Raw genomic sequence first — 13,416 nt, 5'->3', positions numbered from 1 at the left:
CGCAGTTTGGCAACAGGGGGTTATACCCCAAGAGCAAACCACCCGTTGGACGGGTGGTTATGATTTTTCCCTCAAGCCGGATGAAATCCGGTTTGCGATCTATGCCTCTGTAGAGTCGTTACCATTGTCTTTATGAGCCGGACAATATTTCCGCATCAGCCTTGCCGTCTCTTCGTCCAGTTCTCTCTTTCGGCTGTTCAGCGAGGTAATAATGGATTCCCGGACCTCCTCATGCAAATTTTGGCCGAATTTGAATTTGGCAGACATCTCCATAATCTTTATGGCGAGAACGGCCACCCCTTTGATCCTTGGACGGTACTCCGGATCTTCGGCCGTAATCGGCCTGTAACCTCCTTCCGGCTGCAGCTTACTCATGAAGGCCTGCAGCACCCCGGCTTTTTCCACAGGATCTTCCACCAATTCAGCCGTTCCTTTAATGAGGACGGATTTGAAATAGGCGGTGGCCGGACAAGCCATTTCCGGGTCGGTATAATAGGACGGGATCAGGGAATATTCCTTGGCGATCAGGAAGGTGACCTGTTTGCACGCCTTCAGATGCTTCATCTTCTGGCCGTTTCGGCTGCCGTGAAAATAGATTTTTCCCTGGTGGTAGACGTAATTGACCGGGGTGACGTGAGGCCAGCCATCCTCTCCTGTAGTGCCTAGACAGCCGTATGTCATCTCGTTCAGAAACTGCTCCACTTCCGCTTGCTCGTTCATTGAAAATTCTTTTCTCCTCAAGCCCAACACCCCTTTTTTTATGAGCTAAGCCTATAGTATTGTACTTGTACTAAATGATTTGCTTCCGTGCGGGAAGCCTACGATCGGAACAGTAAGGCCGGATTCTTCAAGGCCGCGTTTAAAATAAACTCTTGGCTCCTTCTGCTGTCCACTTGCTAACAATCCTAATCTTTTTATTGACATGAAAAAAGATCCATTTTACTCTATTTTTAATAGACCACTGAGAATGGAGAATAGATTGCCGGAAGCCTTATACACACGGAGGTGAATGAAGTGGATTTCCAGGTTCACTATTTGGAATATACCAAGCGCTATCCGGCCAAATATGAAGCGCTGTTTCAGGCGATAAAAGACGCGATTACAGACGGGAGGCTGCCTTATCGGACCCGGCTCCCTTCGACAAGAGAACTGGCGAAGCTGTATGCGGTATCGCGGGGAACGGTCAATGTCGCTTACGAAATGCTCGCAGCAGAAGGATATATTGCCTCTCAGACCGGGAAAGGGACGTTCGTTACCCGGAAAGCCGCCCCATCCGGGCAGGCGGACCGGCCCGCGGTCCCGCTGCGGTTTTCCCCGTGGGGGAAACGAATGGCCGAGCTGCCGATGCGTTCCTTTGCTGCAGGGCATAAGGGGGTCCCGGACCGGATCAGCTTTCATATCGGAGAGCCTGATTTGACTGTCTTTCCGAATTCGATATGGAATAAATATTTGTATGCCCAGGTCAGAATGCAGAGGGAAAGATGGCTGGAAGATGCATACGAAACTGCCGGACATGCTCCGCTGCGCCGGGCGATCGCCCATCACATAGGCCGGACAAGGGGAATACGGGCAGAGCCGGATGATATTGTCATCGTGAACGGATCGATGCAGGCGATCGGCTTGCTCGTCATGCTGCTTGTGGCCCCGGAAGACCCTGTCGTTATGGAAAATCCGGGATATGGCGGGTTTCGCCATGCGGTGCTGGCCGCCGGAGGAAAAATTCTGGCCGCGTCGGTGGACGAGGAGGGAATCGTGCCCGAAGATTGGGAGGCGCGATTGGCGCTGGTGACCCCCGGGAGACAGTTTCCGACGGGACATGTATTGACGATGGAACGGAGGCTGAAGCTGCTGGAATGGGCCTTCAGGAAGGGAGGAATCGTAATAGAGGATGATTATGACAGCGAATTCCGTCATCGCGGCAAGCCGCTGGAGCCGCTGAAGGTGCTGGATCGGGAGGACCGGGTGGTGTTCATCGGAACATTTTCCAAAACGATGCTGCCCCGGCTTCGCATCGGTTATGCCGTGCTTCCCCGCAGCCTTCGTGAGGTTTTTGTTAAAGCGAAGCAGCTGTTCGAGCCTCATCCAACGGCAGTGCTGGACCAAGCGGCACTGGCTGTCATGATGAACAGCGGTCAATATGAGCGGCATCTCAGGCGGATGCGAAGAGTGTACAGCCGTAAATACTCGGCACTGCTGGATAGACTGAAGGGACGGCTGTCCCACTTATTCGAGCCTGTGGAATCGGAAGCCGGACTGCATTTGTTCGCATGGTGGAGACGCTCGCCCGAACAATTTGCGGAATACGCCGCAGCCTGCCGCGAGGAAGGGGTGCAGTGGTCCGAGACCTCTTCCTACTTTGTCGGAAAAGCTGGATGCTCTGCCTGTTTTAGCTTCTCCCATCTGAGCTTGTCTGAAATAGAAGAGGGCATCGAACGGATGGTCCGGGCGTGGCAGCGGATATAACAGCTCAACGAGCCAACCAAGCTTTGCACAAACTAGCTGCGGCTTTTCCACTTAGTGACCGCATTTCGCTTCAGAGGAACAAACTAGCTGTATGAAATCCAGTTAGACGCGCTATTCTGCGATTACGGCAACGTCAAGGATATTTAACGAGTTTCAAGCTGCGAAAGTGGAGTGATGAGAAACAACGCCCGATAGACAGGTCTGAAGCCAATCAAATGTGAATTCATCTATACAATGGGGCGTCTCTGAACGAGAAAACCTCCGGCCCTCTCTACAGAGGCGCCGGAGGTTTATTAATTTTATAAGTTAGGGGCTCCCCGCAAAGTACTCGGAATATGCTTCGGAGGCTATACGTCACTTTGTGGGGATTTTACAGAGGCTCCCCGCAAAGTACTCGGAATATGCTTTGGAGGCTATACGTCGATGGCGACCGACAGGTCATGTATGTTTGTGGGGTTATTTTATTCCTCTCCCATTTCCACATTCCATTCCCTGATTTTGCGGTCCGAAGGAAGCAGCATCGTCAAAATCCCTATTATCGGCAGGAAGCCGCAGGCAATCATTGTGAAGGAAATCGACGTAAGGTCGATCAATTTCCCGAGAGCGACGGCTCCCAGCGCCCCCATCCCGAAGGCCAGGCCGACAATGAGACCGGAGACGGTGCCGATCTTGCCGGGCATAAGCTCCTGGGCGTACACGACGGATACCGAGAAGCTGGAAAGGACGATAAATCCGATCAGCAGAAGCAGGACGAACGCCCATACCTGACCGACAAACGGCAGCAAAATAGCGAACGGAGCCGAGCCGAGCATAGAGAAGGCCAGAATGTTCCTCCTGCCGAATCTGTCCGCCAGGGGTCCTCCCAACAGAGTCCCCAGCGCGCCGGCGGCCAGAAAGGCAAAGATGAAATATTGCGCGGTTTCCTTGCTGATCCCGAAATTTTCTATCGCATAGAACGAGTAATAATTAGAGATCGCCGCATGGTACCAGGACCGGGCAAAGACGAGAAAAACGAGCAGATACAGGGCAACGGTGATCTGCTTCTTCCGCTCGGCCTGCAATCCGGACGCCCGGCTGCCGCGAGTCTTCGGCTTCGGAGGATGGGCCGCCAAATAACCGCGGTACCATCTGGCAATGTACATCTGCACTCCGATCGCCGCTGCCGCAACGACCGTAAACCAGGCCGCTCCGGACAAACCGAGGCGGTAAAAAATAAAAATAGCCATCAGCGGAGCCAACGCTTGGCCGGCGTTGCCGCCTACCTGATAAATCGATTGCGCCAGCCCTCTTCTCGATCCGGCGGCCATGTAAGAAACGCGGGAGCCTTCCGGGTGGAAGACAGCCGAACCAAGGCCAACGAGAAGCACCGAAAGCAGCATCATGGTATAGTTGCCGGCAAATGCGAGCGTAAGCATCCCGGCAAAAGTAAAGACCATTCCCAACGGCAGGAGGAATGGCGAGGGCTTGGAATCGGTATAGGCGCCCACTATGGGCTGCATGATGGAGGCCGTGAAATTGAGCGAAAAGGTAAGCAGACCGATTTTCGTGTACGAAAGCCCCATCGAGTCCTTCAAGATGGGATAAATGGCGGGGAACACCGCCTGGATCGAATCGTTAAACAGATGGACCAGACTAACGAGAAAAAGTATCCGATACAAAGTCGGCTTTGGATCCGGCCGGGCTATGCCGGCCGCTACAGCGGTTTGCATATGTTGTAACCTTCTTCCCATGAATGAAAAATCTTATGTTCTTAGCGAAAAATCAATAAATCGAACCGTCAGTCATCACTTCTTGCTATGAAAGGTTCCGAGCCGTTCCCCCATCTTGACCTTGCTGCCGATGGCCAGGCCGTCTCTCGGATCGAAGGTGCCGTTCTCCATGAGGAGGACGACGGTGGAGCCGAACTCGAAATAGGCCAGCTCATCTCCCGCCGCGAGCTCATTCGGCAGAGGCTCGACATACTGAATGCTGCTGACATTCAGGGCTCCGACCTTGACGACCGCAAGCTCTCCGAAGGGATGCTTTAGGTAAGTAACGAGCCGTTCATTCCGGCTGAGCACCCTTCTCATGTAGCGAAGGCCGAACTCGTTCACCGGGTATACCTTGCCCGGAATATGCTCCTTCTCGATCACCGTTCCCGACACCGGAGAATGAATCCGGTGATAATCGGTAGGGCTAAGGTATAGCACATAATAGAAGCCGTCTTTGTAGTTAAGCTGTCTCGGGGATTGATTCAGCAATTCTTCCAGCGTGTAATCCTGCCCCTTCACGTTAACAATCTGTCCGGACGCTATCGTCCCCATCCCCGTGATGGCGGCGTCAACCGGACTGATTAAAGCCTCGGCGGTCGTATCAATCGGTCGCAATCCGGATTTCAGTCGGCGGGTAAAGAAATCGTTCAACGATTTATATTCAGCCACAGGCTTCTCGGCATCTTCTATTCGAATTCCATATGATTTGGCGAACCATGGAATTAGAGAGCGGCTTATTTTCGATTTGGCAAAGGCTCCGGTCAATCGGGAAACCGATTTTCGCGAAGAAAGTTCGGTAAGTAAACGAAAAAATCGTTTTGCCATATAGTGTATTCACCTGTTTTCCCATGAATTAATAATCTATGAGGACTATCTTGACATAGAAGGAACGACAAATCAATAACCTAATCCATACATATTTACGTTAAGTGCGATTCTGTAGTACATTCAAGAGGATAGTTTAATATATGAAAATAGTGAGAGAGGATGTATGGAAATGCCTTTAGTAGACATGCCCTTGTCCGAGCTGGAGAAATATAAGCCGGCACTGACGGCGGAGCCGGATTTTGACGCCTTCTGGGGGGAGGCTAAACGCGAATCGTCGGCTGTTCCTCTGCAGGCTAAAGTGGTTCCGGTCGATTATCCGGCCAAGAATGTATCGGTATACGATGTCACTTACAACGGAATGGATGGAACGCCTATTCATGGAATCTATCTCGTACCCAACGAATCCATGGCTAAGCGCCCGATGCCGGTCATCGTTAAATACCACGGGTACACCGGCAGGGCGGGCAGACCCCAGGATTATATGCACTGGGTATGTATGGGGATCGCCGTCTTTGCCATCGATGTGAGAGGGCAGGGCGGGCTGTCACCCGATTACGCCCAATATCCAACCGGCAGCGCCCCGGGATGGATGACCTTGGGGATTCTTGATCCTTCGCGCTATTACTACAAACAAGTTTATATGGATTGCGTTCGGGCAATCGATTTCGTATGTGAACGCGAGGAGATCGACACCTCCCGCATTATCGTCTCAGGCAACAGCCAGGGCGGTGGCCTGACACTGGCGGCAGCGGGCCTGGATGACCGGCCGAAGCTGGCCCTGCCGATTTTCCCGTATCTGTGTGACTTCCGCCGTGCGCTGGAAATCTATACGACCGGACCGTATGCCGAGATCAGAAACTGGTTCCGCATCTACGACCCGGAGCACGAACAGGAAGCGCAAGTATACAGAACGCTCAGCTACTTCGACGGAATGAATCATGCCGCAAGGGTGGAAGCCAAGACGATGATGGCCATTACGCTTCAGGACACCACCTGTCCGCCTTCGACTTGCTTCGCCGCCTTCAATCATCTTCCCGGGGAGAAGGAAGCGAAGATTTATCCGGACTTCGGTCATGAGGGTCTTCCGTTTCATGAACTGGCTATGATGCGTTTTGTGGAAAAGCATCTGTAGTCAAGAGCTTTGGCAGGCTCTCCGTTAGCAGAGGGATAAGCCGGCATATCATACAATGCCCGGATGAGGGGAAATGGGCCGTCCATTAGGGCCGTTTGACAGAAGGCAAAGCCGATTCGACAAAATTAGAAGCTGACAGGTGTAAAAACTTCCCATCAAATGACATACAATGTGCCACGCATAAGCTATACTATTGTTGCAAGCCGTCATCATTTTATCCTGGACTGTTCAATGCTTCATTATTTCAATGGAAGGGGAGAGCAGGTATGGCACTCGCTAAATTTTATTGTGTGGAATGTAATCATTTGATCTCGGAGGAAAACGCCGGGTCAATTTTTCGTACGGGCTTCTATCGGAGGGGCGTCCCTCTAGGTCAATGCCGTGAATGCAGGGACAATAACACGTCTCATGTGCCTCGTTATACATTAACGGATACATACAGCTCCAAGCTGGGTTAGCCGTCATCTATATTTGTGGATAACCGTTCCGTTCAGGCATATCGACCCGTGGACGGAATAGCGAAATTAAAGAGGTTGTCTCATAAGTCGATCTATAATTTTTCAAGCCCCACCTAGAGTTAATTTGGTAACTAAAAAAAGGACCCCGTTCCCACACCAGTGGGATTTGAGGTCCTTTTTGCTTCGTTTTTGGGATGTTCCGTTTTATGCGAACGCTTTTGGGACACCCCTTTAGTTGTCCTGTATTTGCTTATGACAATCTGAACCTGGCTATCGCTTCCTGCAAATTCTCTGCCACACGGGTGAGATCGTTCGCCGAGGCGGAAATTTCCTGTACCGCCGCCAATTGCTCCTCTGTCGTTGCAGCGACCGTCTGCGCGTTGCTCAGCGCTTCCCGGGCTATGGAAGCCGATTGCTCGACGGATGCCAGCACCTCTTGCGAGCCGGCGGACATCTGTTCCGTAACGGCGGAGGTCTCATCGATTTGCCGGACCATCTGCCTGATCGCCTCAAGAATGGCCTCGAAGGCTTGTCCTGCCTCGTTGACGACCAACGTTCCCTGCTCCACATCGCGTGAGCCCTGCTCCATGGACTGCACGGCCTTCATAGTATCCCCCTGAATCTCCTCAACCAATTGGCTGACCCTCTGTGCAGATTGCTCCGACTGAGCGGCCAAATTGCGGATTTCTTTGGCCACTACCCCGAAACCGCGGCCTTCTTCACCAGCACGGGCAGCCTCAATTCCCGCGTTTAACGAGAGAATGTTCGTCCGGCCAGCGATGGAGGAAATTTCATAGACAATCTGTCCAATTTGCTCCGAGCGCTGATGCAGCCGGTCGATCGCTTCCGCCAGCTGCCTGACGGACATACCGATTGTAGCCATCTGGTTGACCGCTTGTTGGGCGAGCTGGGATCCTTGCTCCGCCTGGTGTTCGGCATTCTGAGAGTTGTCCGCGATGATTCCGGCGGATTCGGCCACCTTCTGAATGCCGACAGCCATTTCCTCCATCGCCCGAGCCATCTCTTCCGAGCGCACCATCGTATTCTCCGCGCCTTCAGCCATCTGCTGAACGCTCTGAGAGACCGAATGGGCGGATTCGGCGGTCTGTTCGGAGCTGGCTGCCAGCTCCTGGGACGCTGCCGCTACTTGCGCGGACGAATCGCTGGCCTGGCGGATGACCGATCTTAATTGCTCGACCATCCGATTGACCGCTGCCGCCATTTCGCCGGCCTCGTCGCGGTTGCGGATGACGATGGGCTCAACCGCCAGATTGCCGGATGTGATATCATTCATGGTTCGGGTCACGCGGGCGAGCGGGGAGGAGATCATTTTGGCAAGGGAGCCTGCAACGATCAACCCTATCAATAGACCAGCAGCAATCGCTATCCAACCCAATCTTGTGCTAAAGCCGTATTGCTTCCGGGTTTCTTCGCTGGTTTCATTTGCCATCTTCCAATTCAGCTCGGTAAGCGGCAGCAATTTCTCCTGAGCTTCGAGCAAGATAGCCGTTCCATTCTGGAGGCTCTGGATCGCTCTCTCTTTATCTGCTCTGCTGAGATCGATCATCTGTTCATTCCAGGCCAGAAACTTCGACCAGCCAATGTTGAAATCGTCAAACAGATCTCTTTCTTCCTCCAACGTAATGGTTTTCTCATAAGTCAAGAGCAGTTCCTGGATAGTATCGATTTGCTGCTTTCTTTCCTCCATGAGCCTTTCCTCTTCTTCTCCGGAAGAGAGCAGCAGGAGCAATGTTTTGGCGCGAAAATCATTCAGAGCGGCTTCGGTTTTATGAATCGTCGCCATTCCCGGCATCCAGTCCGTCAAGACCGTTTCCATCTTGTTATTAATGCTCCGCATTCCGGACAAGTTCATGAGGGATGATACGGTTGTCAAGGCCAGGAGAAGCAGAAAACCTCCCATTATTTTTTTCCCTACCGTAATTCTTAATGCGGATTTCAATTTTTGTTTCATTGGCTTCATTTGTCACCTCTACGTAGAAAATTTACCCATAGAAACTTTATCGGCATTGTTTCGACAAAATTCAACATGTATTTTTAAAAGAATAAGAGCCCGATGATGCGAGAGCTCTCCACTATTTAAACCTGTATGATCTTCTGGCCGATACGGCTCGTCGCCTGAATTTTCAATGCGTTTGTAAAAGTGGCGAAATTAAGTAGATTCCATTGCGATCCTGTGAACTGTGACTTTTGTCATAGTGAAGGCCGGGACCTGACTCCTACAATAAGCTTAAACAGCGCCGCTTTAAGGGCGCGCGGCAGGAAGGGGGAACCTAAGATGCAGCAACCGATAGCTACCCAAAAAGACAGCAAGGCCAAAACTCCACCATCTCCGGTTAACGAAGAGAAAGAAACGTTAAAAGGAACATTCGCTGCGGTTTTGATGCTCGGAGGATTTATCGCCTTGACCTGGTTGGGCGTATTTCTTCTATACATCGTTCGCAGTTAGTTAAGAGAAACCGCAACATAAAGGAGAGGCTCTTATGCATATTCATCGGCTGGAAAAGATTTGGTTAATCATTGGAATATCCATGCTGGTCATCTTTTTGGCTGTGCTTGGAGTCGGCACTTTCGCAATGGGCGTGGCGCCGCCGGGAGGGCATCACCATTCGATAGACCCCGAAACGGTGACGGAGAAAGAACCTTTCAACAATCCGGGCTTACGGCAGATTGGCGAGAACGAATATGAAGCCGTCATGCTGGCCTTTGCTTTCGGCTACAGTCCCGAGCAAATGGAGGTGCCGGTTGGCGCCAAGGTTCATTTTGTCGTTACCAGTACGGATGTGGTCCATGGCTTTGCCATTCCGGGAACTAACGTGAACATGATGGCTGTGCCCGGGGAAGTCAATACGATCAGCCATACTTTTAATGAGCCCGGGGAATATTTAATTCTCTGCAATGAGTATTGCGGTGCGGCGCACGAAATGATGATGACGACGATCATTGTACGATAACGGACGGTCAATCGGGGAGGTTGGAATCTATGGAGACGAATACTAAACAAGCATTGCCGATAGACCGGCGGGATGCCACTCTGGTTCTGGCACATGTGCTTCTGGCATTTGTGGCGCTGCTGCTCGGGGGGATTGCCGGAGTGCTGCAAGGTCTGGTCAGAGGAGGGCTAATTACCCTGCCATCGGGAATCGGTTATTATCAATTGCTAACAGCGCATGGTGTGCTGATGGCTCTTATTTTTACCACTTACTTCATTATTGGATTTATGCTGTCGGGAGTAGCGAAGACGACCGGAGGCCGGCTGCTCCCGTTATCGCGGAAGCTGGGCTGGATCGGATATGTGCTGATGACGGCCGGCACCGTAATCGGAACGATTTTTATCCTGCTGAATAAGGCGACCGTTTTGTATACCTTCTATGCGCCTATGCAGGCTTCCCCGTGGTTCTATATTGCTCTGGTGCTTGTCGTGGCCGGAAGCTGGATGAGCGGGATTGCCATGTTTCATAATTATCGGCAATGGAAGAAGACGAATCGCGGCAAATTATCGCCCCTGTTTGCGTTCATGGCCGTTGTGACGATGATTATGTGGATGGTGGCTACGGTTGGTGTCGCCCTGGAGATCATTCTCCAGCTCATTCCCTGGTCCTTCGGCTGGGTGGAGCGGGTTAATGTCATGCTGAGCCGCACCTTGTTCTGGTTCTTCGGTCACCCGCTCGTCTACTTTTGGCTGCTGCCGGCTTATATTTGCTGGTACGTGGTCATTCCCAAGGTCATCGGCGGCAAAATGTTCAGCGATGCGCTGGCACGCCTTTCGTTTCTGCTGTTTCTATTGTTTTCGATTCCGGTCGGCTTTCACCATCAACTGATGGAGCCGGGCATCTCGGACTTCTGGAAATATTTGCAGGTCGTGCTTACGATGATGGTTGTCATCCCGTCTCTCATGACCGCCTTCTCGTTGTTTGCGACATTCGAACGAACCGGCAGGGAGAAGGGGGCCCGGGGCCTGTTCGGCTGGTTCAAAATGCTTCCGTGGAAGGATGTACGTTTCTTCGCCCCGTTCATGGGCATGCTCATATTCATCCCGGCCGGCGCCGGAGGAATTATCAATGCCAGCAACCAGGTGAATGCCGTAGTGCATAATACGCTGTGGGTTACCGGCCATTTCCACCTGACGGTCGCAACGACAGTAGCGCTTACCTTCTTCGGCATTACGTACTGGCTGATCCCTTCCATCACGGGGAGGACACTTACCGCTCGTATGCATAAACTGGGGATTGCGCAGACGATCATCTGGGCCGTAGGAATGTTCTTCATGTCCGGCTCGATGCATACTGCCGGATTGTTCGGCTCCCCGCGTCGTACGGCATTCACGACTTACCAGGATCATCCGGATGCCGTCTTCTGGATGCCGTACCATGTGGCGATGGCGGTCGGCGGAACCATCCTGTTCATCGGTGTTGTGCTGATGGTCTACAACGTTGTCGCCCTGCTGAGAGCACCCAAAGGATATACCGAATATCCCTTGGCCGAAGTTGCGGAAACGGCGGAGCAAACCCCGCGTTTGTTCGAGCGCTGGGGAGTATGGATATCGCTTGTCGTTATCCTCATTCTGGTCGCTTACTCCGTACCGATGATGGATATGGTCAATAACCCCGTTCCGGGTTCGAAGCCTTTTGTCACCTGGTAAGATTCAGGTTATCTAACCTTCGGAAACTGAAGAACCTCGGATTCCGCCCTAATGGTGGTTTCCGAGGTTCCTTAGTTTATAATTTCATAAGTTCCGGGGCTCCCCGCAAAGTACCCGGAATAAGCTTCGAAGGCTATGCGTCACTTTGTGGGGAATTCCGCGCCTAGATGCGGCAGATTTCCGCGGGGCAGTCCGGGCAGCGGACGACCCGCTTGAGGCTCGACAGCTCGCGCACGACGATGTGTCCCTTCTCGTAGCCGATGATGCCTTCTTCTTTGAAAGCTGCAAGCATCCGGTTGACACTCTCCCGGCTCGTTCCGATCATATTGGCCAAATCGCTGTTAGACAGCTTGAGCCGAATGTAGATCCCATCTTCCACAGGCTCGCCGTAAGAATTGGTAAGGCGGATTAAGGTTGAGGCTAGGGCGCCCTTTTTGCCGTACAGGATCAGATCGCGGAATTTGGATTCGGTCGTTCGCTGCATGAGACTCATCCATTTGATGAACTGCAGGGCAAATTCTCCGCTCTCCGAGATCAATTGCTCCAGCTCCTTCTGCTGAATGACGCCTATCTCCGAATTTTGTACCGCGACGGCATCGTAAGAATATTGGACGGGGGCATAGCTCGCGAATTCCCCGAAGAAGTCTCCCTCTTGTAAATAGAATAGAATGAGATCTTTGCCGTCATCTGTAGATTTGGTAATCCTGATCTTCCCTTTTTTAACAAAAAAGAGGTGCTCTGCAGGTTCCCCCTCCCAGAACAAGTGAGAGCCTTTGGCCACGGAATGATCGTTCATCAGCCTGCTTAGCTGTTGGAAATGATCTTCCGCCAGAAAGTGGCCAATCTGATAATGAAGCTCATTCTTCTTCGGCTCGCATAGATTTGATGGGGACATGAGAAATTCCTCCTTGAGAAGCACTGTCCTTCTATTATAAACGATTTATGCTTGAAACTGTATGAGGAATATCTGTGTCCTCCCGCTTTTCCAAATAATCCAGCAAATAACTGGCGTAACCGATCGGGTGATGGCAGGACGCGGCCCACAGCTCGATTCTCCCGGTCTTCCGGAAAACATGGCCGACATCGGGAAGCCATCTTAGAAAGACGGGAATATCGGGCTCCTTCAGTCCGATCTCCATTCCGATGTCGGCCAACGAAGGCAGATACTGGCTAAGCTGCTCGCCGATGGCAACGGCTACCCTCTCTATTTCCTCCAGCAACGTAATTCCGTTGGCGGACAGCTTGGATTCAAGATGCTTCACGAACGGTTCCTTCTCCACATTCTCCTCCGGCTTCCACTCTTCGGAATCGGTATGGATCTCTTCCGGTTTTTCCACCAAACCTGTCAGCTGCCATTTCCCGGTTTCATTTCGCTGTACGCAGACATAGAAGAGAGCCGGCCTTCCGTCCCATCTCACCATGGAGACAGAGGGTCTGATCACATATTTGTTGTACAGCTCAATCAGAGTTTCCTCTTCCGTATGGAGCAAGCTCTGCGGAGAGTCCTCACCCGGATTTAACATTCCGCTAAATATCCACTCTCCTTCCTCATTTTTCACGAGCTCGCGATACCCTCTATGGATTAAGGCGCTCCCCTTTTCCAATACGACGGAGGGATAAAGCTCAAGCATTCTTCTTAAAACTTCGGGAGAGAACGGATAAATAATCGGAAGATGAGGATGGAGGGAGGGATCGAGTGATAGTAAATGGCGAATGTCCGGCAAGCTGTATCGGTTGCAGGCATTGAATACGATCCGGCCTCCGGCGGTAGACCAGCGGGCCAGGAAATCGATGGACGGCTGCTTCCGGTATATCGCCCGGTTATACACAACAGTCGGAGTCTTCACGGTGACTCTTCTGTATGCTCCCTGTTTCCGGAGGATCGCCTTCACTTTCTTTCCTCCGCTCTTCAAGTCTTTTAAACGTAAATAACAAGGATTTACCCCGTATTTGGCGCCAGCCTCCTCATACTGATTCAGCAGAGCGACGTCCCCGGCTCCGTACAGAATTCGTCTGTATACCGGATCATTGACCAAGATTCCGACTAACCGCCCCATGACGCTCCTCCTTCCTGAAATCATCATATGTTATATGAAACTTGACGGTAACCGGAAAATCCATATG

At 51.9% G+C, this 13,416-nt stretch carries 11 protein-coding genes; 5 read left to right on the top strand and 6 right to left on the bottom strand.

From position 1 onward, the window contains the following. Nucleotides 1-99: 99 nt before the first annotated feature. A complete protein-coding gene (locus ACFQ03_RS11485; RefSeq protein ID WP_379288240.1) occupies nt 100-741 on the bottom strand; it encodes a pyridoxamine 5'-phosphate oxidase family protein in 642 nt (213 codons plus the stop codon). A gap of 273 nt (nt 742-1,014) precedes the next feature. Here ACFQ03_RS11485 and pdxR point away from each other — a divergent pair, with 273 nt between their 5' ends. Then, on the top strand, nt 1,015-2,463 hold the full coding sequence (gene pdxR, locus ACFQ03_RS11480; protein WP_379288238.1) for a MocR-like pyridoxine biosynthesis transcription factor PdxR: 1,449 nt from the start codon (nt 1,015-1,017) through the stop codon (nt 2,461-2,463). Between the two features lie 461 nt (nt 2,464-2,924). Here pdxR and ACFQ03_RS11475 read toward each other — a convergent pair whose 3' ends face one another. After that, nucleotides 2,925-4,172: an MFS transporter gene (locus tag ACFQ03_RS11475; protein ID WP_379288236.1), complete on the bottom strand. Its 1,248-nt coding sequence runs from the start codon at nt 4,170-4,172 to the stop codon at nt 2,925-2,927. 75 nt (nt 4,173-4,247) lie between these two features. Continuing rightward, nucleotides 4,248-5,039, bottom strand: a complete 792-nt coding sequence (gene asd, locus ACFQ03_RS11470) for an archaetidylserine decarboxylase (RefSeq protein ID WP_150959677.1) — start codon at nt 5,037-5,039, stop codon at nt 4,248-4,250. Between the two features lie 172 nt (nt 5,040-5,211). On the opposite strand from asd, the gene ACFQ03_RS11465 reads away from it, so the two are divergent. Then, entirely contained in the window at nt 5,212-6,174 is a 963-nt protein-coding gene (locus ACFQ03_RS11465) for an acetylxylan esterase (protein ID WP_379288233.1), read from the top strand. A gap of 708 nt (nt 6,175-6,882) precedes the next feature. Here ACFQ03_RS11465 and ACFQ03_RS11460 read toward each other — a convergent pair. Further along, nucleotides 6,883-8,604 (bottom strand): methyl-accepting chemotaxis protein, encoded by a 1,722-nt coding sequence (locus tag ACFQ03_RS11460; protein ID WP_379288231.1) that lies wholly within the window; start codon nt 8,602-8,604, stop codon nt 6,883-6,885. A gap of 324 nt (nt 8,605-8,928) precedes the next feature. On the opposite strand from ACFQ03_RS11460, the gene ACFQ03_RS11455 reads away from it, so the two are divergent. From ACFQ03_RS11455 to ACFQ03_RS11445, 3 genes are read left to right on the top strand one after another with little or no spacing between them, the layout of a single operon-like run. Further along, nucleotides 8,929-9,099 (top strand): cytochrome c oxidase subunit 2A, encoded by a 171-nt coding sequence (locus ACFQ03_RS11455; protein ID WP_144939873.1) that lies wholly within the window; start codon nt 8,929-8,931, stop codon nt 9,097-9,099. Nucleotides 9,100-9,133: 34 nt separating this feature from the next. Then, nucleotides 9,134-9,604 carry a cytochrome c oxidase subunit II gene (locus tag ACFQ03_RS11450; protein ID WP_144939875.1) on the top strand — a complete coding sequence of 157 codons (471 nt, stop codon included), beginning with the start codon at nt 9,134-9,136 and terminating at the stop codon, nt 9,602-9,604. A 29-nt stretch (nt 9,605-9,633) separates the two neighbouring features. After that, the gene (locus ACFQ03_RS11445; protein ID WP_150959675.1) at nt 9,634-11,292 is read left to right on the top strand and encodes a b(o/a)3-type cytochrome-c oxidase subunit 1; all 1,659 of its coding nucleotides are present in this window, start codon (nt 9,634-9,636) and stop codon (nt 11,290-11,292) included. Nucleotides 11,293-11,455: 163 nt separating this feature from the next. Here ACFQ03_RS11445 and ACFQ03_RS11440 read toward each other — a convergent pair whose 3' ends face one another. Together ACFQ03_RS11440 and ACFQ03_RS11435 are read right to left on the bottom strand one after the other, a co-directional pair. Beyond that, complete coding sequence (locus ACFQ03_RS11440; RefSeq protein WP_150959674.1) at nt 11,456-12,187, bottom strand: Crp/Fnr family transcriptional regulator; 732 nt, start codon at nt 12,185-12,187, stop codon at nt 11,456-11,458. 34 nt (nt 12,188-12,221) lie between these two features. After that, complete coding sequence (locus ACFQ03_RS11435; protein ID WP_144939881.1) at nt 12,222-13,349, bottom strand: YheC/YheD family protein; 1,128 nt, start codon at nt 13,347-13,349, stop codon at nt 12,222-12,224. Nucleotides 13,350-13,416: the final 67 nt, after the last annotated feature.

The organism is Paenibacillus residui, from assembly GCF_042677205.1.
In the GTDB taxonomy this organism is placed as follows: Bacteria; Bacillota; Bacilli; order Paenibacillales; family NBRC-103111; genus Paenibacillus_L; species Paenibacillus_L residui.
The sequence above is the reverse complement of the archived record's forward strand: the minus strand, read 5'-3'. Positions and strand labels throughout refer to the sequence as shown.